The organism is Prevotella sp. kh1p2 (assembly GCF_900111525.1).
In the GTDB taxonomy this organism is placed as follows: Bacteria; Bacteroidota; Bacteroidia; order Bacteroidales; family Bacteroidaceae; genus Prevotella.
Map to the genome: position 1 here is coordinate 91,868 of NZ_FOHY01000012.1, position 22,183 is coordinate 114,050.

General features: G+C 49.0%; 20 protein-coding genes, 3 tRNA genes and 1 pseudogene. 8 read left to right on the forward strand and 16 right to left on the reverse strand.

Annotated features, from left to right (window positions below; translation table 11 throughout):
• Positions 1–34 precede the first annotated feature (34 nt).
• Genes BMW31_RS08545 through BMW31_RS08555 form a run of 3 tightly spaced genes read left to right on the forward strand, consistent with a single transcriptional unit; the run spans position 35 to position 3,105 of the window.
• Positions 35–646 (forward strand): outer membrane lipoprotein periplasmic chaperone LolA1, encoded by a 612-nt coding sequence (locus BMW31_RS08545; RefSeq protein WP_091824099.1) that lies wholly within the window; start codon positions 35–37, stop codon positions 644–646.
• Positions 647–682: 36 nt separating this feature from the next.
• Positions 683–2,191: a DUF5687 family protein gene (locus BMW31_RS08550; protein WP_091824102.1), complete on the forward strand. Its 1,509-nt coding sequence runs from the start codon at positions 683–685 to the stop codon at positions 2,189–2,191.
• 17 nt (positions 2,192–2,208) lie between these two features.
• Positions 2,209–3,105 carry a GYF domain-containing protein gene (locus BMW31_RS08555; RefSeq protein ID WP_091824105.1) on the forward strand — a complete coding sequence of 299 codons (897 nt, stop codon included), beginning with the start codon at positions 2,209–2,211 and terminating at the stop codon, positions 3,103–3,105.
• A 260-nt stretch (positions 3,106–3,365) separates the two neighbouring features.
• Here BMW31_RS08555 and abc-f read toward each other — a convergent pair whose 3' ends face one another.
• Entirely contained in the window at positions 3,366–5,141 is a 1,776-nt protein-coding gene (gene abc-f / locus BMW31_RS08560; RefSeq protein ID WP_091824108.1) for a ribosomal protection-like ABC-F family protein, read from the reverse strand.
• Positions 5,142–5,235: 94 nt separating this feature from the next.
• The gene (gene yihA, locus BMW31_RS08565; RefSeq protein ID WP_091824111.1) at positions 5,236–5,841 is read right to left on the reverse strand and encodes a ribosome biogenesis GTP-binding protein YihA/YsxC; all 606 of its coding nucleotides are present in this window, start codon (positions 5,839–5,841) and stop codon (positions 5,236–5,238) included.
• A 149-nt stretch (positions 5,842–5,990) separates the two neighbouring features.
• Between yihA and BMW31_RS08570 the strand changes: the two genes are divergently transcribed.
• Positions 5,991–6,671, forward strand: a complete 681-nt coding sequence (locus BMW31_RS08570) for a hypothetical protein (RefSeq protein ID WP_091824114.1) — start codon at positions 5,991–5,993, stop codon at positions 6,669–6,671.
• Positions 6,672–6,765: 94 nt separating this feature from the next.
• Here BMW31_RS08570 and BMW31_RS08575 read toward each other — a convergent pair whose 3' ends face one another.
• The 8 genes and pseudogenes from BMW31_RS08575 to BMW31_RS08600 form a co-directional block, all read right to left on the reverse strand.
• Positions 6,766–9,759 carry an FAD-binding and (Fe-S)-binding domain-containing protein gene (locus BMW31_RS08575; RefSeq protein ID WP_091824117.1) on the reverse strand — a complete coding sequence of 998 codons (2,994 nt, stop codon included), beginning with the start codon at positions 9,757–9,759 and terminating at the stop codon, positions 6,766–6,768.
• A 225-nt stretch (positions 9,760–9,984) separates the two neighbouring features.
• Positions 9,985–10,143 (reverse strand): hypothetical protein, encoded by a 159-nt coding sequence (locus BMW31_RS13455; RefSeq protein WP_177166295.1) that lies wholly within the window; start codon positions 10,141–10,143, stop codon positions 9,985–9,987.
• An 11-nt stretch (positions 10,144–10,154) separates the two neighbouring features.
• A complete protein-coding gene (gene yfcE, locus BMW31_RS08580) occupies positions 10,155–10,694 on the reverse strand; it encodes a phosphodiesterase (protein ID WP_091824120.1) in 540 nt (179 codons plus the stop codon).
• 621 nt (positions 10,695–11,315) lie between these two features.
• Positions 11,316–11,390: transfer RNA gene (locus BMW31_RS08585), tRNA-Val, on the reverse strand.
• Positions 11,391–11,528: 138 nt separating this feature from the next.
• Positions 11,529–12,161 (reverse strand): HAD family hydrolase, encoded by a 633-nt coding sequence (locus BMW31_RS13460; RefSeq protein WP_177166297.1) that lies wholly within the window; start codon positions 12,159–12,161, stop codon positions 11,529–11,531.
• A gap of 15 nt (positions 12,162–12,176) precedes the next feature.
• Positions 12,177–12,641: pseudogene (locus BMW31_RS13465) on the reverse strand (low molecular weight protein-tyrosine-phosphatase); the annotation flags it as partial.
• 54 nt (positions 12,642–12,695) lie between these two features.
• On the reverse strand, positions 12,696–12,878 hold the full coding sequence (locus tag BMW31_RS08595; RefSeq protein WP_091824128.1) for a DUF4250 domain-containing protein: 183 nt from the start codon (positions 12,876–12,878) through the stop codon (positions 12,696–12,698).
• A gap of 4 nt (positions 12,879–12,882) precedes the next feature.
• Positions 12,883–13,392 carry a pyridoxamine 5'-phosphate oxidase family protein gene (locus tag BMW31_RS08600; RefSeq protein WP_091824131.1) on the reverse strand — a complete coding sequence of 170 codons (510 nt, stop codon included), beginning with the start codon at positions 13,390–13,392 and terminating at the stop codon, positions 12,883–12,885.
• Positions 13,393–13,635: 243 nt separating this feature from the next.
• Here BMW31_RS08600 and BMW31_RS08605 point away from each other — a divergent pair, with 243 nt between their 5' ends.
• The 4 genes from BMW31_RS08605 to BMW31_RS08620 are packed head-to-tail and all read left to right on the forward strand — an operon-like array spanning position 13,636 to position 17,772.
• On the forward strand, positions 13,636–14,775 hold the full coding sequence (locus BMW31_RS08605) for a serine/threonine-protein kinase (RefSeq protein ID WP_091824134.1): 1,140 nt from the start codon (positions 13,636–13,638) through the stop codon (positions 14,773–14,775).
• Positions 14,776–14,786: 11 nt separating this feature from the next.
• On the forward strand, positions 14,787–15,770 hold the full coding sequence (locus BMW31_RS08610; protein WP_091824137.1) for a Gfo/Idh/MocA family protein: 984 nt from the start codon (positions 14,787–14,789) through the stop codon (positions 15,768–15,770).
• 9 nt (positions 15,771–15,779) lie between these two features.
• Entirely contained in the window at positions 15,780–16,880 is a 1,101-nt protein-coding gene (locus BMW31_RS08615; RefSeq protein WP_091824140.1) for a DUF4421 domain-containing protein, read from the forward strand.
• Positions 16,881–16,923: 43 nt separating this feature from the next.
• Positions 16,924–17,772, forward strand: a complete 849-nt coding sequence (locus tag BMW31_RS08620; protein ID WP_091824143.1) for an N-acetylmuramoyl-L-alanine amidase-like domain-containing protein — start codon at positions 16,924–16,926, stop codon at positions 17,770–17,772.
• A gap of 214 nt (positions 17,773–17,986) precedes the next feature.
• On the opposite strand, the gene BMW31_RS08625 is transcribed toward BMW31_RS08620, so the two are convergent.
• The 6 genes from BMW31_RS08625 to bcp form a co-directional block, all read right to left on the reverse strand.
• Complete coding sequence (locus tag BMW31_RS08625; RefSeq protein ID WP_317039778.1) at positions 17,987–18,754, reverse strand: TIGR02757 family protein; 768 nt, start codon at positions 18,752–18,754, stop codon at positions 17,987–17,989.
• Positions 18,751–19,956 carry an alkaline phosphatase family protein gene (locus BMW31_RS08630; RefSeq protein ID WP_091824145.1) on the reverse strand — a complete coding sequence of 402 codons (1,206 nt, stop codon included), beginning with the start codon at positions 19,954–19,956 and terminating at the stop codon, positions 18,751–18,753. Before BMW31_RS08630 ends, BMW31_RS08625 begins: the two co-directional genes overlap by 4 nt.
• A gap of 51 nt (positions 19,957–20,007) precedes the next feature.
• Positions 20,008–20,772, reverse strand: coding sequence for a YaaA family protein (locus tag BMW31_RS08635; RefSeq protein WP_091824148.1), 765 nt, complete (start codon positions 20,770–20,772; stop codon positions 20,008–20,010).
• 97 nt (positions 20,773–20,869) lie between these two features.
• Positions 20,870–20,951: transfer RNA gene (locus BMW31_RS08640), tRNA-Tyr, on the reverse strand.
• Positions 20,952–20,958: 7 nt separating this feature from the next.
• A tRNA-Val gene (locus BMW31_RS08645) sits at positions 20,959–21,033 on the reverse strand.
• A gap of 86 nt (positions 21,034–21,119) precedes the next feature.
• Entirely contained in the window at positions 21,120–21,569 is a 450-nt protein-coding gene (gene bcp / locus BMW31_RS08650) for a thioredoxin-dependent thiol peroxidase (protein WP_091824152.1), read from the reverse strand.
• Positions 21,570–22,183: the final 614 nt, after the last annotated feature.

Here is a 22,183-nt window from a genome sequence, read left to right on the forward strand (position 1 = left end):
GATAAACATTAGATAATTTAAGGAAGGATAAAGGATTATGAAGAAGATTGTTTTAGTATCATTCATGCTGCTGTTTGCCCTCTGTGGCAATGCTCAGAACGCAACACAGGCAAAGGCAGTCCTTGATAAAGCCGCATCTGTTGTTGGCCGTCAGGGAGGTGCCAGTGCCGATTTTAAGATAGCAAGTGCCAAATATGGCAATACTACCGGTACCATTTACATAAAGGGCAATAAGTTTCATGCACGCACGCCGCAGGCTGTAGTCTGGTATAATGGCAAAACCCAATGGACTTATATGAAGAATACCAATGAGGTAAACGTCTCTACTCCGTCCGAAGCTCAGAAGATGAGCATGAACCCCTACACCTTTATCACCATGTATAAGAATGGTTACAACCTGGGTGTCAAGACGCTTGGCTCCCGCTACCAGGTGCACCTGACAGCCCAGAATCAGAAAAGGAGCGTTCAGGAAATGTACATCATGGTTAACGCCAAGAGCTACGTTCCGACTGAAGTCAAGATGCGGCAAGGCAAAACGTGGACAACCATTGCCATCAGTAACTTCAAGGCAAAGAACCAGTCGGACAGTTTATTCGTGTTCCGCTCCAAAGACTACCCCTCTGCTGAGGTGGTAGACTTACGGTAACTTTGCCTGCTGCGCCCATCAACTCCATTAATCAAGATGAAGCCTTTAGCCTTATTCAACGCACTGCGCAGGCATCGGAAGCTGGCCGGGAAGCGTGCCGTCAACTTTGAGCAGAACAAAACTGCCCGAGGGATGGTTTATATTGCAGGGTCACTCATGATAGTCTACCTCGTTTTTATAGCCATCATGTTTGCCCTGATAGCCAATGACAGCAGTGACGTTACGGCATTGGAGCTGATGTTCGGACTGGCTCCGTTCATCCTGCCGATTGATTTTGGTGTCCGCTTCATGGCGCAACAGACCCCCGCCCAGCTGATTAAGCCCTACGTCTTGCTGCCGATATCGCGCTATGCTTGCATCGATACGTTTATTGCCACATCCCTCTGGAACAGCGGATACTTGATTTGGCTTGCCTTGTTCCTGCCTTATTGCCTGATGGCTGTCTTGTTCAGCTATGGCGTTTGGTGCACGGTGGGGTTCTTGCTCCTGTGGTGGCTGCTCATCATGTTAGACAGCCAGTGGTACTCCATTGTCCGTACACTCATAGTAGACAGCCAGTTATGGTGGCTTCTTCCCATTGCCGTCTATGCTCTCCTGGCTACTCCAATATTCTTGGGTCAGCATGCCGGCATCGAGAAATTAATGGAACTGTGGTCTGGCATCGGTACAGCCATCGAGCATGGCAGCGCTTTGCCTTTCCTTGTCGTATTCCTGCTGTTGGCAGGTGTTGTAGCCATTAACAGACTGTTGCAGTACAAACACATTTGGAGAGAGCTGGCTCATGTTGAAACCACCAAACTGCGGAGCGTCTCGAAGTTTGCTTTCTTAGACAAATATGGCATACAGGGCGAATATCTGAAACTTGAGATGAAGTCTATTCTCCGGAACAAGAACCCACGAAAGAGTTTCATTTCTGCATTCATGATAGTGCTTCTGTTCAGCGTCCTGATAGTGTTTACCGATGTCTACGACGGGCAGTTCATGACCAACTTCTGGTGTATATACGACTATGTTGTGTTTGGCAGCGTGCTGCTGATTAAGATCATGAGCACGGAAGGCAATTATATTGACGGCCTGATGGTGCACAAGGAGAACATACTCTCCCTGTTTCATGCCAAGTACAGCTTCTATAGCGTCATGCTCCTTTTCCCCTTTATGCTCATGTTACCAGTCGTTTTCTCGGGTAAGTGGAGTCTTCTGATGGTATTTTCCTATGGTGTGTTTACGGCTGGTTTCCAGTATTTCGTCCTCTTCCAGATGGCTGTGTACAACAAGCAGACCATCCCTCTTAACACCAAATTCATTAGTAAGAGCGGCATAGAGAACAACTATTTCCAGATAGCTGCACAGATGGTAGCGTTTATTGTGCCCGTGGCATTGGTATCAGTCCTGCAGAGCGTGGTAAGTCTCAACACATCTTATATCATCATGTTGGCTGTAGGACTGTTGTTCATAGCCACCAACCGCCTGTGGCTTCGCAACATTTATGCGCGAATGATGGTACGCCGATACGACAACATGGAATCGTTCAGAGCTTCAAGATAACTTAAAATACGAAAGAAATGAAATACTTTATCGTCAATAATGGCAAGCAGGAAGGTCCGTTTACTATCTACGAACTGAAGGATAGGCAAATAACATCCGACACGCTGGTTTGGGCCGAAGGAATGAAGGAATGGACTCCGGCGTGGGAAGTGAAAGAGTTGAGAGATTTGCTGTACGGCACTCGTACCACCACAACATCCGACGGCACAACTCCTCCGCCACCTCCAGAGCAGGCGGTGTCTCAAACCGTCCCACAAACTCCGCAGCAACCGGAAAACGTCAATCAGCCACCAAGAAAGAAGAGCCATACAGGAAGGAAAATTGCCACAGCCTTCTGCTTCTTTCTCTTGTTTGCAGTGCTGCTGTTGGCTTTTACCCGTCCCGACAGGAGAGAACACGAGGACGCCATCAAAAGGAACCTTTGGGCAGCCCTCGACAAAGTTCAGGACAACAGAACCGAGGATGATATATTCGACATAGGGTTCAGTATGGTGCACAAGATGCTGGGGCAGCACATCATCGGCGGCGCCCTTGACAACTTGCTGACCTACCACAACTATCTGCTGTTCTCCACAACCACGGCAGAGTTTGGCGGCCAAACACGCACCGTTTCTTATGGTGTACTTGGCAAGGTGTTTACAGCCGACGATGACGACATACTGAAAGCCTTGCAGAAAGCAGGCTTCACAAGCCGGCAGGAGCAAACAACGGTGGTGCCTGCCCCTGATGATGCGGTCCCGCAGGCGGAAGATACAACTGCCGACGCCGATATGGGCAATGCCGTCAAGGAGCACATAGTGAACTCTGTAGGCAAGATGGTGAAGGAACAGGTAACGGCAAATACAGACAGTACCACGGGCAAGGGAGTAGGGAAGATAATAGACGATGTAGTCGACCTCATCAAAGGCAAATAGCTTTCAGCTGTCTTTCTGATTTCCTGATGCTCAGCCGTATTTCTTGACTGGATAACATCAAACAGCCAAAAGGCGTGTAGTCACTGTGTGATTGCGCGCCTTTTTGCGTTCCATCTGTATCTTTTCATGGCGTTGGAGATATCCTTCAGGAACTTTCGACAAGTGTCGCACATGAATTTGACACTTGTCACACAATCGTGCGACACCTGTCGAAAGTTCGCACGGGCAATCAAACATACCGGAAAATGGACTGTAAAAAATCAGCTGAGTTCGCTCAATTCGAGCCATCTCATCGATTTTTCTTCGAGTATCTCCTGTATTTTGGGCAGTCGTTTGCTTTTCTCCGTGAGCACATCTATCGCAAGGTTTCCGCTGCACAAGTCTTCCTCTATTTGCCGTTGTTCCTTTTCCAAAGCCTCAATGTCCTTGGTCAGCTGTTCAAACTCCATCTTTTCCTTGAAGCTCATACGCTTGCGGGCATCGTGGTGGTAATCCTGTTTCTCTTTCGTATTGCCACTGTCTTTCTGCTTCTCGGTATCTTTGCTCTTCAAGGCCGACCATTCACGATACTGTGTATAGTTGCCCGGAAAGTCTTTGATGACTCCTTCGCCCTCGAATACCAGCAAATGGTCTACCACTTTATCCATGAAGTAGCGGTCGTGGCTCACGATGATGACACAGCCGGGGAAGTCCTGCAGGTATTCTTCCAGCACCTGCAACGTTTGGATATCCAGGTCGTTGGTAGGCTCGTCGAGAACCAGAAAGTTGGGATTGCGCATCAGTACCGTGCATAAGTACAGCTTGCGCTTCTCGCCACCGCTAAGTTTGTAGACGTAATTGTGCTGCTCCTCGGGCGAGAAAAGGAAGTACTGGAGGAACTGAGTCGCACTCATGTGCTTGCCGCTCCCCAGGTCTATGTAGTCTGCTATGTCGGTAATGATGTCTATCACTTTCTGTTCTTCGTTGAAAGTGAGCCCTTCCTGCGAGAAATAACCAAAGCGTACGGTTTCGCCGATGTCGAACTTTCCGCTGTCGGGAGGCACCGTTCCCAACAGCATCTTGATGAAGGTAGACTTACCGGTACCGTTGTTGCCAACGATGCCCATCTTCTCAAAGCGGGCAAAGTTGTAATAGAAATTGTTTAAAATGACTTTATCGTCAAACCGCTTGGATACATATTGGCACTCAAAAATCTTGGAACCGATGTACACATTGCCTGCTTTCAGGCGCATCAGGCGTTCCTCTATGCGCTGTTTTGCCTTGCTCTGCAGTTCGTAGAAGGCGTCTTCGCGGTATTTGGCCTTGTGTCCTCGTGCCTGTGGCATGCGCCTCATCCATTCCAGCTCCGTGCGGTACAGGTTGTTGGCGCGGGCAATCTCGGCCCGTGCATTGTCTATGCGTGCCTGCCGCTTTTCCAGATAATAGCTGTAATTGCCCCTGTAAGTGTAGATGCTCTTGTTGTCCAACTCAAGAATCACGTTGCAGACGTGGTCCAGAAAGTAGCGGTCGTGTGTAACCATCAGCAGCGTTTTGTTGCCGTGAGCCAAATAGCCTTCGAGCCATTCTATCATCTCAAGGTCCAGATGGTTGGTAGGCTCGTCGAGCATCAGCATGTCGGGCTCCGTTATCAGAGCGTTGGCAAGAGCCACGCGTTTCTGCTGTCCGCCGCTCAATTCGCCTGTCGGCTGTTCCAGATTGTCTATTTTCAGCTGCGTGAGTATTTGCTTTGCCTTCAGAATCTTGTCCGGATTTCCCTCGTGGTTGAAGCATGCGTCGAGCACGCTCTCCTGCGGGTTGAAGTGCGGAGACTGCTCCAAGAAACTTGTCCGGATGCCGTTGCGATATACGATGGAGCCGCTGTCGGCGCTTTCTATGCCGCAGAGGATGGAGAGAAGCGTCGATTTCCCGGTGCCGTTCTGGGCAACGAGACCAACTTTCTGCCCCTCGGCTATCGAAAAGGAAATGTCGCTGAAGAGCACATCTACCCCGAATGATTTGGTAAGATTTTGTACGTCAAGATATGGAATGCCTGCCATTGTTGTTTTAGGATGGGTTATAGGCGGTTCGGTAAAGCCCGTACCGCCTGCGGAAATATGTTTGTAAAAAGGCCGGATACAAGCTTTCCGAAAGCTATTCTTCGTTCATTGAGTTGTAAATTTCCTGTATGTAATCGAGTATTTCGTCGCGTCCGGTCTTCTTCTCTGAACTCGAAATAAAGTATGGGGGCAGTTCTTCCCAGCGGTCCTTCAGCTTGTCCAGCCATTTGTCTGCATTCTGTTTCGCTCTGCCTGCCGTGAGTTTGTCGGCTTTCGTAAACACAATACAGAACGGAATCTGGCTTTCTCCGAGCCAATCTACGAACTCGCGGTCTATTTGGAGTTGCTCATGCCGTATGTCAATCAGCACAAACACATTCGCCAGTTGGGGTCTTTGAAGGATATACCCGTCTATCATCTGCCTCAACTTTGCCATTACCGACTTGGAACGTTGTGCATAGCCGTAGCCCGGAAGGTCGACCAGATACCATTCGTTGTTGATGATGAAATGGTTGATAAGCAGCGTTTTGCCCGGCGTTGATGACGTCTTGGCAAGTCCCTTGTGATTGCAGAGCATGTTAATCAGGCTCGATTTGCCCACATTCGACCTTCCGATGAAAGCAAACTCCGGTTTATTATCTTTCGGACACTGGCTCACCGTGGGAGCTGACAGTACGAATTCTGACTTCTTGATTTCCATTGTTGTCGGTTTTATTTGCAAAGGTAGTGCAAATAATTGGTTTACCGAAGGGTTTTACTTCTGAATGATGCAACTCCTGAAAGTTATCAATCAGAAAATTTGTGTAATTCGATGAGATTATTTACCTTTGCTGAAAATAGGAGGTTTCCATGATTACACAAGACAATTTTAATATAGAATACATAGACCCAATAGAAGAGCAGCAAATAGACAAGTTTGTATGTGACGAGATGGGGCGCCAAATTCACCGGTACATCAAAGGCATGTCGGGCAGCAAGGCCATGATGCTCAAGTTCGAGGAGAAGCTGTCCACGCTTTCTGTCCCTGAAAAGGAAGAAGCCATAGCCCGTTACATCGACCTGAACAGAAAGGTTCTGAACGGTCTGGACTTTAAATTGGTGCTCACAAGAGCAATGGCCAATTACACCGATACCTTCAGTTATCTGCTCGAACTGGTCAACAACAAGCGCAAGATGGTTTATTATCTGCATCGTATTCAGGACAAATATATTCAGTATCACGAAGTCTTTGAGGAAAACGGAAAATTCGGGATTAAGGACCATAAAGGCGAAATTCTGGTTCATCCCGAGTACGAATTTCTCCGTACACCTTATATATATGTAGACGATTTGACCTTGATGCCCATCATAGCCGAGAAGAACGGCAAGCTGGGACTCATACTGCCAGACCGCAATGACACAGTGGTGGCCGACTTCATTTATGACGATATCTCCCTTCGTGATGAGTACCCGTACTTTGAAGCCATAAAAGACGGGGTAACAGGGTTCATTGACCGCAATGGAGAATTTCACATCGGTACAGGCGATTGAAGAGTTTGTACACCTCAATCAACAATAAAGACCTCTTTGCCATTTTAATTCCGGGCAAGGAGGTCTTTCCGTTTGGCATAGCCAGAAACAATGTCTATTGCTTGGCTTCCGTACACTCGTTGACAAGGTAGGCAATTCCCATGTATGGCACACCTCCGTTTGTTTGGAGTCCTATTTCGCAAGTACGGCTGTTGGAATAGCCAACTTCTATTCCTTGCTCTTCTATTTGAGGCCGTAACTTGCGCAGAGCAAAGCGATTGAGCTCCGGATGCGAGAAACCTTTGTCGCCTGCAAAGCCGCAACAGCCTACGCCATCGGGCACCAGAACGTGCTTGGCGCAGAGCTTTGCCAAGGCTATGAACTGGTCTGCGAGACCCATTTCGCGGGTAGAACAGGTTATATGAATGGCAATCTTTCTGTCCGTTGGGTGGAATACAAGCCTGTCTTTCAAGAACTCCATGATAAATTCTACCGGCTCGTAGAGCTTCATCTTGGTAAACACCCGACGCATGCGGTGCAGGCACGGACTTTGATCGCAGAGCACTGGATAGCGCCCGTGTCCTGATGCCTCCCATAAGGCATGCTCCAGTTCGGCACTCTTTTTGTCCGCGATATCCATCATTCCCTTGCTTTCCCAAATCTGTCCGCAGCACATTTGCTTCATGTTTTGGGGGAAGATAACTTCGTATCCGCCCTTTTGGAGCAGTTGGCACATCTCATCAACCAAAGAGTTCTTGACCGGAGCACCTTTGGAGAGACCCATCGTCTGGTTGATACAACTGGGAAAGTAGACAACTTTCAAATTCGATATGGGCTGCTGTAAATCAGCTGCTTTAGGCTGTTTCTCTTTCCGTGGCATGGCAGGAGTCCATAGAGGAACACCGACTTGATGCAGCCCTTTGGTTACTTTGCTCATGGCTGAAGTCCCTAAAACAGTGTGACCGAAGTTCGCCAAATCCAGCACTCCACGCAATCCGCTCTTTATTCCGGCCATGTGTTCGCCTGCAAATCTGCCAACGCGGTAGGCTGCAGGACGTTTTATCATGTTCATTTGCCTAATCATGTGGGTCAGATGTCCCGTGTTTATCTTCATCGGACACGAGGTAGCACACAACCCGTCGGATGCACAAGTCTGGTCACCGTAATACTCATACAGTTTCCGAAGACGCTGTGCCCGTTCCGGATCTTTGCCTGTTAATTCGAGATTGCATATTTCGCGTTGAACGACAATGCGCATACGCGACGACAAGGTGAGACCACACGAGAGGCAGTTGATTTCGCAGAAGCCGCATTCTATACACTTGTTGGCAGCAGCCACGCCGTCGGTCATCTCCTTGGTCGACGAGAAATCCTCTCCTTCCTGCTTCAGATACTGTCTTCCGTCGGGAATGTTGTCCGTATTGTAGCTCAGCACAGGCAATGGCTTGAGATGCCGGACAAAGCAATCGGGGTCGTCATTAAAGATAACTCCCGGGTTCAGCAAGCCTTCGGGATCGAACACATGTTTGAGTTCCTTCATGACGGCATAGGCCTCTTCGCCCCATTCATACTTCACGAAAGGAGCCATATTGCGCCCCGTACCGTGTTCGGCTTTCAGCGAACCACCGTATTCTCCGATAACAAGATGTGCCACATCCTGCATCATGTTCTTGTATCGTGCCACTTCATCCGAGGTCTCGAAGCTCTGGTTGAGAATGAAATGATAATTGCCTTCGAAAGCATGACCGTAGATGCAGGCATCCGTGTAGCCGTGCGCTGCAATGAGTTGCTGGAGTTTTACGGTTGCTTCGGGCAGGTCTTCTATATGGAAAGCCACGTCTTCTATCAGACACGAAGTGCCCACAGGGCGTGTTCCGCCTACCGAGGGGAATATACCCGAGCGGATTGCCCAGTATTTTCCGTAGACCTTTGGATCCTCGGTAAATTCTGCAGGCTTATACAAATGGAATGCGCCGAGGCAAGTATTGATGGCCTCTATCTGTGCAAGAAGTTCTTCATGGCTGATAGCCTTGGTCTCAGTAAGTATGGCCGTAAGGTTATGATAGTCGCCCGGAGCCACGCCGGGGATGTTTCCTGCGTCTACTTCTTTCTTGTATCGCAGGTAAACCGGGTCGTCAACGCTGCTCAGCGACATGTAATCAAGCATTTCGGCACTCTTTACCATCAAGTCTTCCGCACTCATTTCCAGGTCGGCAGCCGATGCTTTCAGCTGCTTGAGTGCCACAACGGCTTCGCAACTTTCTTTCATTGTGAAGAAGTAGACCATGGCAGAAGCCCTGTAATCGTACTCTTTCAAGGTCTTCATCGTTACGCCGGCGAGGAATGCGAGCGTACCTTCGGAGCCCACCATACAGTGGGCGATGATGTCGAACGGGTCATGGTAAGCAACAAAGGGGCGAATGTTCAGCCCCGTAACGTTCTTGATACTGTACTTGTGTTTTATCAGTTCGCTTAACTCCTTGTTTGAGTTTACGTTATCTCTTATTCTTTCTATCTCTTGTACAAACTCTGGATGGCTCTGCCTGAAGGCAGCTTTGCTGTCCTCGTTGCCCGTATCCAGCAGCGTGCCATCGGTCAGAATGATGCGTGCGCTTATCAACATACGGTCGCTGTTGGCATGAACACCGCAGTTCATACCCGACGCATTGTTGCACACTATGCCGCCAACCATGGCACTGCCAATGGAGGCCGGGTCGGGCGGAAACACCCGGCCGTAAGGTTTCAGCAACTGGTTCACCTTTCCGCCTACAAGCCCCGGCTGCAGCGTGATGCTGCTATGGTCGGGTGCAATCTCGTATTTCTCCCAGTTCTTGCCGGCCACTATCAGGACTGAGTCGCTCACGCTTTGGCCTGAAAGCGATGTTCCGGCAGCGCGGAAAGTGAAAGGCAACTTGTGTGCCCGGCACGATTTTACGATCCGTGACAGCTGCTCTTCGCCGTCGGAGCGGATAACCATCTTCGGTATCATGCGGTAGAAACTTGCATCTGTTCCCCAGCCAAGCGTCCGTAACTCGTCAGTATAAATTTGTTGCTTGGGTATATAGCTGCTGACCTCAGCTAAAAACTCATCATAATGTTTAGGCTCCATAGGTTTGAATTGCCAATTAGTTCTTAGGTTTTTCAGGCAGGCAGAAACCTTGCATACGCAAAGTTGAACCCGTCGTATGCAAATCTAACAAAAAAAGTTGAAATATCTTCTTGTTCCAAAAGAAAATGTTTGTTTTTCTTTTGGCAGTGTGTTGTGTTGCCGCCTGCAGCCAATCCGGAAGCAGGTCAGCCGCGGCAACACGCCAACCGCAGGCATCAGCGCCTGTTAATGGCGCATGATGCGGTTCTTAATCTCCTCGCGTTTCTGTTGTCGCAGCTTGGCATGGTTCTTCATGTCGAGGTAAGTTTTGAGGCCGAACCACACCAAGGCGATGGCAAGAAGCAGGAAAACGGCGATGAGCACATAAAGTAGGGCTGGTGACATGTTATGAAGTTTTAGATGGTTAGGGTTGACAATAACTCGCCGTTGAGGGTGAACATGCTGATTAGTCCGCCCTCATAGGTGCACAGGGTGGGCGGATTGCCGCCCTTGGGGAAGGTGACTGAGCCGGTGTTGCACACGGCCTTGCTGCCGTCAGTGTAGAGTTCCCACAAGTGGGTGTGCCCGTAGAAGACGGCATCGAACCGTCCGGGCGGCAAAACTTCTTTGTTGTAGACGTGTCCATGGGTAAGCATGAGCTTCTTGCCTTCGTCTACCAGGAGCATGTAGTCCTGCAGCAAGGGGAAATCCAGCAGCATCTGGTCTACTTCCGAGTCGCAATTTCCCCTCACGGCCACAATCTGGTCGGACATAGCATTCAGTTGTTTGGCAATCTCCTTGGGGTTCAACCCGTCGGGAATGGTGTTCCGCGGGCCGTAATTAAGTATGTCGCCTAAGATGCAGAGCATGTCACAACGCCGGTCGGCATAAAACTGCAAGGCGCTGTCCAGGGCGGGGAGCGACCCGTGTATATCGGAGATGATGAGGTATTTCATATTGTCTGTTTTCCTGCAAAGTTACAGTTTTTTGGCCGAAAACACCGTTTTCGGCCACAGAAATCTTTGCTTTTGAAGCAGAAACGGCACCATTTTATTTGACTGATTGCAGCGGCTGCTTTGCCGTTTGCCGGCCTTTTGCCGACTTGATTTGTACGGATAATGTCCGAAAAAGCATGCTTCGCAACTCTTGCTTGCAGCGGACAAATGGCCTGAAACCGACATGCAAGATTGTTGCTTGTGTCCTTTGGCACGCTTGGAAAATAGCTTTTGCCTCCTTGGAGCTATCATTCAGCAACGCTGTAAGTATGCTTCGGCAGGCAGTTTTTGCCGCATTGCAACGTAAAATGATGCTTTCAAGGGGTTCTACGGGCTTCTTTTTATCTGTTCTTCAACGATTGTTGGCCGTAAACAGCTGGTTTTCAAAAAGTTGTGAAAAACCAACAAACTTTGTTTTTTGCGGCTTCACATCCGGAAATCAACGTGAAGTTGCATTGGCAAAAGCACTTTGTAAACATCGTTGAAACTATGAAAGACAAGACGGAAGGGCCGTACAAAAACAATAAATCCTGACAAGAAAGGCTGTATCTTCTTGTCAGGAAAGTGGGATGTGAGATAGGGTAGGGACAATCGGGCTCGAACCGATGACCTCTGCAATGTGACTGCAGCGCTCTAAACCAACTGGGCTATGCCCCTATGTTCGGATGCAAAAGTAACCAAATAAATTGGTTTAGCCACAATAATTAGTGTTAAATTACGGCTTGAGGGCTAAAAAGTGTGACTTTATTGGCAAATTTCCGCCTGTTGCATGCACATCTGCCGGCTTGCTACAGCTTAGAGCCCGAGCAGCTCGCTGAAATCATCAATTAAATAGGTAGCCCCCGCTTGTTGCAGTTCTTGTAGACTTCCGTTGCCATAAGTTACGCCGCAGGTTCTGCAACCGGCATTCTTTCCCATTAGGATATCATATTCCGTATCGCCTACTACGAGTGCATCCTGAGGCTTCACCCCGAAGTGTTGCAGGGTTAGTTGTACCGGCTGGGCATCGGGTTTGGGCCGAACAACGTCGTCAACCCCGAGCACCAAGCTCACCAGTGGCTCCAGTTGCAATTCGCGGACAAACTCCATGAGCGTGTTGTGGCCTCTGCTGCTGGCTATCGTTATGATTGTTCCGTGGCGGTGCAACTGGCGTAACGTCTCCATGACATGCGGAAAGAGCGGCACCGTTCCGGGCTTTCGGTTCTCTGAAAATATCCTTCGGTAGGTCGTTTCACACCTTTCGGCCTCGCTGTCGGTAAGCGATGGCATGGCAACGGCAAAGCATCGGGCCAGCGGTAGGCCGATGGTGCTTTGGCAAACGTCACGAGTCGGCCGTTGCAAGTTTATCTCGTCGAAGGTTGCCATCATGGTGTCGACGATAATCCGGTTAGTGTCGCCGAGGGTTCCGTCAAAGTCCAGAATGACCATCTTTATCCTGCTGTTCAGCGAACGGAGAATACCGCGGCAGCCGTCTTCTATCAGGTCGAGCGCCAACTCGAATGCTTCGCCGTCTCCGTAGTAGGGGTCGGGAACCGAAGACGCATCCGCATGTTCAGCGAAATAGTCCGCCATTTTGCGTACTTTGTTTCTTTGAGCCGCGGTGCGGGCCGTGGATGTGATGGTGCGATAGTTATCGTTGTCCATGACGAAGATGTAATCAAAGCGGTCGAAATCGGTCTTTGGGTTAAATTGGCGTGCTCTGTGACTGATGTCGTAGCCGCGTTTTTGGCCGTGCTTCATCATCCGCTTGTCGGGCAGCTGCCCCACATGCCAGTCTCCTATGCCGGCAGAATCAACCTCAAAGCGGTCGGTTAAGCCGTGTTGTTCAATCATTTTCTGCATGACAGCATGCGCTCCGGGCGAGCGGCATATATTACCTAAGCATATAAACAGAAGTTTCTGTTTCATAATTAGTTATAATGTCGAGGCTTAAAACGTGCTCGACGAGGGCCGGATGTTATGTTACCAAAATCGTTTGTTCTCTGTGCTGTACTCGAAACCGGCAGCTGCAAGGCGCTCAACCAGCGCAGTCTTGTCGACATCGTAGGCATAGCAAATCTCTTCGAGGGTATCGAACTCCTCGTCGCGCAGCAAAAAATTGATGGCCGAAACCAGCATCGGTATGTCTTTGGGCAGGTGTTCCATTTCTCTATTCGTTTGTTTGACGGTTTCTTGTTAGCTCTATCGCTTCTTTTCCACTTAGTTTTTCAATCATAAAATCCATCATGAGTACGTGGTTGAAGTCTTTCTGCACTTCGTGTCGGAATCCTTCTTCGTCGTTCGGGTTGTACCTTTCGGCAAGCAGTCTGAGCGTTTGCAACTTGTGCGTATCATCTTCTACGATGGATATTCTGCCAAAAGCAATGACGCTGCGGAAATAGGTCGTAAACTCCTTAGGCTTCACGCAGTCCTGGTCAATGACACAAAACGAGGCCTTGTCGCACTGCCTGATGGCATCGACCTTGTGGCCTCGGAGGGCACTGTGGAAATATAGATGCCCGTCGCAATACACATAACTGAGAGGAACTGCATACGGATAATCATTCTCTCCCAGAAGAGCAAGCACTCCGGATGTGCCTTGTCGCAGAATTTCTTCACAAACTTCTTTGGGCAATTCCTGGCGTTTACGCCTCATGGGTCGAAAAACATTTTCTTTCATAACAGGTACAAAGGTAAGTATTCTCTTTCATTCTCCCAATAAAAACCGCTCAATACTTGGCTTTGACAGCAGGAAACGGCAAAGCCGAAGGGGGAGAAATGCCCCCGGATTGAAGTTTTATGAAGATTTGGCTCGTAATTGAAAAAAAATATGTAAGTTTGTATTTTCAAGCGCGGGTACTGCCTTTTTCGTCGAGGCAGTGGGTGATTGCCCCGTGAATTGCATAGTAAACACAAGTAGAATATGGAATATACTAACTTTAGTTTGATGGCTGCGAGTGGCATCTATCGTGTCATGAAAGCACAAACTGATGACCAGCCTGTAGTCATGAAGGGGTTAAGACAGGAATATCGCGAGCGCGGCCAGTACCAGAACTTGTTGAAGAAAGAGTTCGAGCAGGGGCAGAAACTTGACAGTCCTTATATTATTAAGTATAAGGAATTTGTGGATTTGCCGGAATATGGGAAGTGTATAGTAGAGGAATATGTAGATGGTCGTTCGCTTGCCGATTACTTGAAAGAAAACCTTTCTGATGATGAGAAACTGGCAGTCGTGGTTCAGATTGCCGAAGGATTAAGGTATATACACGAGAAGAACATTGTGCACAGGAACCTGAAGCCTTCCAATGTCCTGATAACCAAGCAAGGCAACAGGGTGAAACTGATTGATTTCAGAATGGCTTATGCCAACGATTTGCAGGTTCCTTTTAAGGCTCCGAAGTACGTGGCGCCTGAACTGAAAGACGAAACGCTCTCTATCGACGGCCGCTCCGACATCTATTCATTGGGTGTTATCATGAAAGACATGGGGCTCCCAAAATTCTATGATGCCATTATTGATAAATGTTGCAGCTACAGCAGGACCGACAGATACATGGGTGTTGATGCCTTACTGGATGCCCTGAACAGTGACCAGTCTCGTGGCGGTTTAAGTGCCAGATGGATACTTTTGGCAGCCTGCCTGCTTGCTGTCGTCGTTGGGTTGGTTTACTGGTTTACGACAAAAGACGGGAAAAAACCGGAAGAAATGCAGCAAACAGAAATAGTGGATTCCGTCCAAACAGCTCCCAAAGAGCAGGTGAAGCCCGCTCCGAAAGCCGCAACTGCTCCCGTAGCTCCCGTAAATCCCAAGATGGCTTTCCTGGAGCAGGTCAGAACCCAGATGTTTGCTGATATCGACCATATCTACCAGCCTTACATCACGGCGGCACAGAGTGGAAATGCCGTTGACCAGCGGGGACTCCGGAAGCGCATCAAGAGCTATTATCTCGGCATACTGGAGACATTCGGCAAGATTGATAGTGAGCAGCGCGAGGCTTTCGACAAGGTTTTTGCCGAATATAACCAGCGGAAAAGCCAGGAATTGCAGAGTTACATGAAATAAGACAGAGAACAATGAAGTATATTTCGTGGGGTTTTATCGGCTGTGGTGAGGTGACGGAGAAAAAGTCGGGACCGGCTTTTAACGAGGTACCGGGCTCTCACGTAGAAGCCGTTATGGGTCGCAATGAAGAAAAGACACGCTTATATGCCACCCGACACCATATCAGGAAGTGGTACACTGATGCGCTTGAACTGATAAACGACCCTGATGTAAACGCCATCTACATCGCAACCCCACCTTCCTCGCATGCCACCTTCGCCATCATGTCGATGCGGGCAGGCAAACCGGTGTACGTAGAAAAACCGCTGGCCGCCAGCTATGAAGACTGCGCACGCATCAACCGTATCAGCGAGGAGACCAAGGTTCCCTGCTTTGTTGCCTATTATCGGCGTTACTTGCCTTACTTCCGCAGAGTCAAGGAAATTATCAACAACGGCACGCTTGGCCAGATAACGAATGTGCAGCTGCGGTATTCGGTACCGCCGCGAGATTTGGATTATTCCTCCGGCCGTAATCTGCCGTGGCGTCTGCAGCCGGATATTGCGGGTGGCGGATATTTCTATGACCTGGCTCCACATCAGCTTGACTTGCTCCAGGAGTTCTTCGGAATTATCGTAAAGGCCCACGGATATTGCTCTAACCGGGCTCACCTGTACGATGCCGAAGATACGATTAGCGCCTGTTTCAGGTTCGAAAGCGGCCTTGTAGGCAGCGGCTCGTGGTGCTTTGTAGGCCATAAGAGTGCCCGCGAAGACGCCATCGAAGTGATAGGCGAGCGCGGATCCATGACTTTCTCCGTATATACTTACAACCCCATCAAGGTAGTTACCAGCGAAGGAACTACGAACATAACGGTTCCCAATCCGCCCTACGTCCAGCTGCCCATCATCAAGAACGTGATAGAAGACCTGCAGGGATATGGTGTATGCGGATGTACAAGCGTAAGTGCAACCCCGGTAAATTGGGTGATGGACCGTATTTTGGGTAAATTCTGACAATTAAACATGGCGTTTCGGGATAGTGTTTGCAGACATATCAACCACAAGAAGCGTATCGTCCTGATGGCGATAGGCTTGTTTGCGCTCTGCGCCAACGCCCAGGACTCTATCCCGCAAAAGAAAGGGATGCTGCAAGGCATCTACCGTTTTGTCAAGGAATTCAGCCGCGTTGATACCAATTACGTGGAACCCCAGCATTATAACTTCCAGCTGATGCTGCAAAACACGAACACGTATGAGTTCTACGAAATCGCCAACAAGAATAACCAGAGCATCCTCTTTGCCCCCAAACCGAGCATCAAGATTGGCCCTTACTTCGGGTGGAGATGGATTTTCCTGGGCTATACGCTCGACGTTTCGCACATGCACCACGCCGACAACAAGCAAGACTTCAATATAAGTCTCTACAGTAACCAGATAGGTGTCGACTTCTTTTGGCGCGAAACGGGCAGCGGGTATAAGATAAAAAGCCTGAAATTGGGTGAAGACATTGACACGAGTCCTATCAAGGACACCGACTTCCCCAACATTTCAGCAAGCATCAAGGGACTCAATCTCTATTATATCTTCAACCACAAGAAATTCTCCTATCCGGCAGCGTACAGCCAGAGTACGGTCCAACGGCGCAACGCAGGTTCGGCCTTGCTCGGCATAGGCTATACGCGGCACAGCCTCAAGATAGACTGGCAAAGCCTTGACGACCTGATAGAAAAGAAGCTGGGCACTGATGTAGCCAGCCTTGCGCTCGACAGTACGCTGCTCTTTGGCCGTATCCGTTATACCGACATTTCCGTTTCCGGCGGCTATAGTTACAACTGGGTGTTTGCTCACAACTGGCTCTTCAATGCCTCACTGAGTCTGGCCGTAGGCTATAAGAATACGGACGCGGATATGAAAAAGGAGCATTTCACCTTCGAGGAGTTTGATTTCAAGAACTTCAACCTCGACGGCGTGACCCGCTTGGGCATTGTATGGAACAACACCAAGTGGTATGCAGGCGCCAGTGCCATATTCCATACCTATAATTATCGTAAGAGTCAGTTCCGGACTAACAGCACTTTCGGCAATGTGAACATCTACGTTGGTTTTAATTTTGACAGAAGATAAACACACTTAAAAAGCAGAAATACATTACAGAGAACTATTCATCATGAAGCATTTATCAGTTTTGATAGCCGCAATCTGGATGACATGTCCGGTCCTGGCACAAGAAATCCAATACACGAAGACGGACAGCGTGAAGGTTGCCAGATTGCTGCAGCAGGCGCAGAAACTGGATTCAGCGGAGAATGTAGTCGTTTATTTTGCGCGTGAACTCAAGGGAATACCTTACGTAGCCAAAACTCTTGAAAAGAACGAGACCGAAAAACTGGTCGTCAACCTCCGCCAGTTGGACTGTACGACTTATGTAGAGAACGTGCTCGCGCTCTCTTTGTGCGCCAAGAACAGCAGAAAGAGGTTCGAAGACTTCTGCACTTATCTGAGGCTCATCAGGTACAGAAACGGTGAGGTCAGCTACATCAACCGCCTGCATTACTTTACGGAATGGATTGCAGACAACACGCGCATGGGGTATGTAGCCGAAGTTCAGGATCCCGACCCGCCCTTTACCGGCTTGCAGAAACTGATGATTAACTACATGAGTACCTATCCGCAATATTATCCGATGCTGCAGAAAAACCCGGCATGGATAAAGGGTATCAAGGCTATGGAAGACGAACTCAACGGCAAGGAGTACAGATACATTCCGAAGAACGAGATAGCCAACACGGCAATCTACCGCGAGACAATCCGGAGCGGCGATATCATTGCCATCATCACAAGCCGCAAGGGGCTCGACACCAGCCACATCGGCATCGCCGTTTGGCACAAAGACGGACTGCATCTGCTAAACGCAAGTTCCATCAGGCACAAGGTGGTAGAAGAACCCATGTTGCTGCGCACTTACATGAACAGGCATCCCTCGCAGGTTGGAATAAGGATTATAAGAATCAGATAGCTGTACTATGCGAAGTTTAAGCACATGTCCGAACAGCATTGTGACACCTTCATGTCGACAGTGAGACCATCTCACTTGGGTAGTGAGGCCATCTCACTTGGGTAGTGAGGCCATCTCACTACGATAGTGAGGCCATCTCACTACAATAGTGAGGCCATCTCACTACAATAAGGAGGCCATCTCCTTGCGATAAGGAGACCATCTCCTTACAAATCTAATGATTGCTTTTGTTCCCTCTCTTGGCATTAACGCCCATGCCGAATAAGGCAAAATCGGCTTTAACAGGGTCTGTAGGGAACACCGTTCTCATGGCTTCGGTAAGTTTGAGAGCCGTTGCCATGGATGATGTGTGCGTACGGATGAGCTGTAATTCGTTGGCTACCCGCAGCACGTGAGTATCCAACGGAATAATGAGTGACGACTTGGGAATGAACTTGCACCATAGTCCAAGGTCAACGGGAGAGTGGTCTCTCACCATCCATCTCATGTACATGCAAAGCCGCTTGCATGCTGACCGGGTATCTTTCGGTATGACCGACTCGATACCGCACGCCGAGAAATACCGGCTGATGGCATGCACGGCTTCCGGTGCAGTATGACATTTTTCTGTCTGAAGATAGCCGCCCATGCTTCCATAGTCATTGAGAAGCCTCTGATAGGCCACCAGCAGCTGATGAATAACGTGGAACGTGTACAGGCGATAGTAGCAGGCGGAGGTATCGGGTACGTCATGGACGAAGTCGCCACTTCTTATCCAGCCATCTACATTGCCCGCGGAACAATCCAGCAGATACTGAATTTTAGGGAAGAACTGCTTCCTGCTGCCGTAGCTCAGAGACGAGGCAAGAAAGGCGATGGCCTCTTGGTTGAGCGCACCCGCAACCTGGTGCATGAACCAGCTGGGGTCATCGGCAAGAAAATCCGCCGTCTCATACTTATCAGCATACAGGCGGAGTAGGGCGGCAGTCGGCTTTTCTATCACGAATTACCTCCGCTTTTCAGGCTCTCCTTGAGCAATATTTCTGTCTCTTTGATGTTTCCGTCGTTAGGCGCAGGCGTAATGCCAAGGAGCCGGCAGATAAGCGCATAGACATTTACGTTGTGGAAATGGGGCGCGGAAACATGATTGAAGTCGGGCCCGATGGCTCTGAAGAGCGCGTGCATGTCCTGCAGTTCGGGGTCGTATCCATGTGTGCCGCCGGCGTCGATGGTGTCTTCGATGATGTAATAGCCTACATCGGGCGTTGCCACCACATCGCCCACGCGCGGACTGCTACCGTAGTGGAGGTAGGCGGGTATGTCGGCTTTCTTCCATACCTTGATGTGGTCAACGTGCGAGAGAGCCGTATAAACGGAGTCGGCGCAGCCTTCGGCTGTGTAGATGTTGGCCGGAACATTGCCGGAAATCTTCCTAATCCATTCCTTTTTCAGATAAGGCATAACCCGTATTTGATGTTCTTTGGCCACCCAGGCCATGCCATGGTCGGACAATATAATCAAATTTACGTCGGCTGCAACGGGCAGTTGCTGTATTCGGTTATACAGGTTTTGCATCAGCGAGTCGATGATTGCCACCATCTTGCGGGTGTGCTTGTTGTGCGGACCGTACAGATGGCCGCTGGCATCAGGCTGGTCGAAGTAGGCCATAATCAGTTCCGGACGCGAGGAGGCTGGCTTTTCCAGTTCGTGTATAATGCTGTCAATGCGTTGGCTGTAGTCCAGCCGGGGGAGTTCATCATATTTAAAGAACTTGTCGGGATAGCTTCCTTTGACTTTAACATCCGACCCCGGCCAATAGAACACGGTCGTGTGCAGGCCTTGTTTCTGGGCGGTAATCCAGACGGGTTCGCCCCCGTAGAACCTTGAATCCGTTTTTGCAGCCTTGGAACTCAGAGAGAAAGACTCCTTGGTGACCGAATCATAGAAGTCGTTTCCTACAATCCCGTGGTGATCGGGATACAAACCTGTGGCCAGCGTATAGTGATTGGGAAATGTCTTTGACGGGAACGAGGGGATGAGACCTGACTCCACGCCTTGGCTGGCCATGTAATCAATGAAAGGAGTGTTGTATAGTTGAGGGTAGTCCCACCTGAAACCATCCAGCGAAACGACCACTGTATAATGCCTGGCATAGAGGTTTGCAGCCAGCGCAAGTGTGATAATAAAAGCGAAAAACTTCTTCATAAGGCAAAGATACGGAAAGAATTGCAAAGTAAAACCTTATTGATGATAATTTTATAGGTCCATGATAAAGACGGGAGTATCAACCGAACTATGTTCCGGTGCATACCTGAAGCCTTGATAGCTGAATGCTTCGAGGCTCTCCGGTGTGCTTATTCTGTTTTCAATCACGTAACGCGTCATGGCTCCCCGGCAGCTTTTGGCATATACGGATACCGCTTTCAGCTTGCCGCCTGTATTGACCAGGAATTGCGGCTGAATGATGCGGAGGCCCTTCTTTACGCGTTTCCAGTCGAAGAGCCTCTCCATTTCCTTTGTTGCCAGATGGAGCAGGAGGCCGTCATCTGCCGCAACAGACTTGAGTAACACATCAGTCAGCAACTCTTGCCAATAGGAGAACATGCTGTCGGCATGGGCAGATTGCAGTATGGATTTGCCCTCCAGCCTATACGGATGGATTCTGTCGAGCGGGCGTAACAATCCATACAGGAACGAGGTGATGTGAAGGTGCGATTGTGCATAATCAAAGTCCGGAGCTGTGAAGGTATCGGCCTGCAGGCATTTATAGGCTTGTCCGTAGTATGCCAGTATTGCCGGCAGCTTTTGACCTTCGTCCATGAACTGCATGTATCTCAGCTTATTCTCGGCTGCTATTCTTCTGTTGCAATGCAAAATATCTGCTAAGTCTTCAATATCCATCATGGAGAGTTCTTTGGCAAACAATTCTGCAGCCGCATTGAATAGGGGAGTGGTGGTGCCTGAAACCCGGACAGGAGTGTTCTCGTTCATGGTCTTGGCACAGGCTAATAATATCTGCATAGGTTGGGAATGTGGATTATAGCTTCAAAATATCGTGATTGTAGCGTATTCGATAAACAAAAAAGAGACTTAGCCCTGTGAGCTTCGTCTCTCTGAGTGGGTGGTGATGGATTCGAACCACCGAAGGCATAGCCAGCAGATTTACAGTCTGCCCCATTTGGCCACTCTGGTAACCACCCTGAAAGGTGGGCGTTGACGGATTCGAACCGCCGACCCTCTGCTTGTAAGGCAGATGCTCTAAACCAGCTGAGCTAAACGCCCTTACTTTCGTAAGCGGTTGCAAAGGTAACGGCTAATCTTAGAATACACAAATAAACATTCGTGTTTTTGCATATTTTAAGACTTTCTTAGCCCAAAATCTGCTTTGAGTGCTCTTTTACTTTGATTTCTTTGGGGGTGATGATGCGCTCAATTACTCCTTCCTCATTTGCTATGAAGGTTGTGCGGAACACGCCCATGTACGACCGTCCGTACATCTTCTTTTCACCGTACACGCCCAGTTGCTCAACCAACTTGTGGTCAACATCGGCAATCAGAGGGAACGGCAAGTTGTTCTTCTCAATGAACTTCTGGTGCGATTTCTCGTCCTGAATGCTTACGCCAACGACCGCATAGCCCATACTCAAGAAGCGTTCGTAATTATCACGCAGGTCACATGCCTCGGCCGTGCAGCCGGATGTGGAGTCTTTAGGATAGGCATAGAGCACCAGTTTTTTGCCCTTAAAATCACTCAGTTTAATTTCTTGCCCGTTTTGGTCTTTCCCAAGGTACTCGGGTAACTTTTGTCCAACTTCCATGTTTCTGTCTTTCTGTTATTTTCTATTAGGCTACAAATATACAATATTTTTGTCTTTCTTCAAAGTTTTGGGCTCTATGTTATGATAAATATTTCAGATGCAGTTGGATTTTTGCAACCTTATTTTCGTCTTGCGTACCACAGTCAATTGCCTAAAAGCTATGCTTCTGAAACTTTTGACAAGTGTCACACGATCGTTCGACACTTGTCGTACGATTATGCGACAGGTGTCAAAAGTTCCAATAGAGTTCTTGTCAAATTTCCAATTTGTCCTGTCCTGGATTTAGTTGACAGTTTTTGTAGTTAAATGTTCTTTAGGTTGACAATAAATTTCTTATGTGGAAATATAGTTGTCAGGTTTTTCTGTTAAGTGCACTTCGGGTTGACAGCTGTCTTCCGGATGCAAAGTTAATCATTTTCTGTTTTCTGCGAACTCTTTGACCTCCTTATTTTAAGTGAAACGTTGAATTGATGAAAAACACCGGGGGGCGGCCTTGCGGCCGGGGGCTCGCAGCCCCCGGGAGCCTCTGTGGCTGTCATGCGGCCAGGGAAAGGAGCCGCTGCATCTCTTCCAGGGGTGTGCGCATGTCCAGGCTCTGGTGCGGACGCACGGTG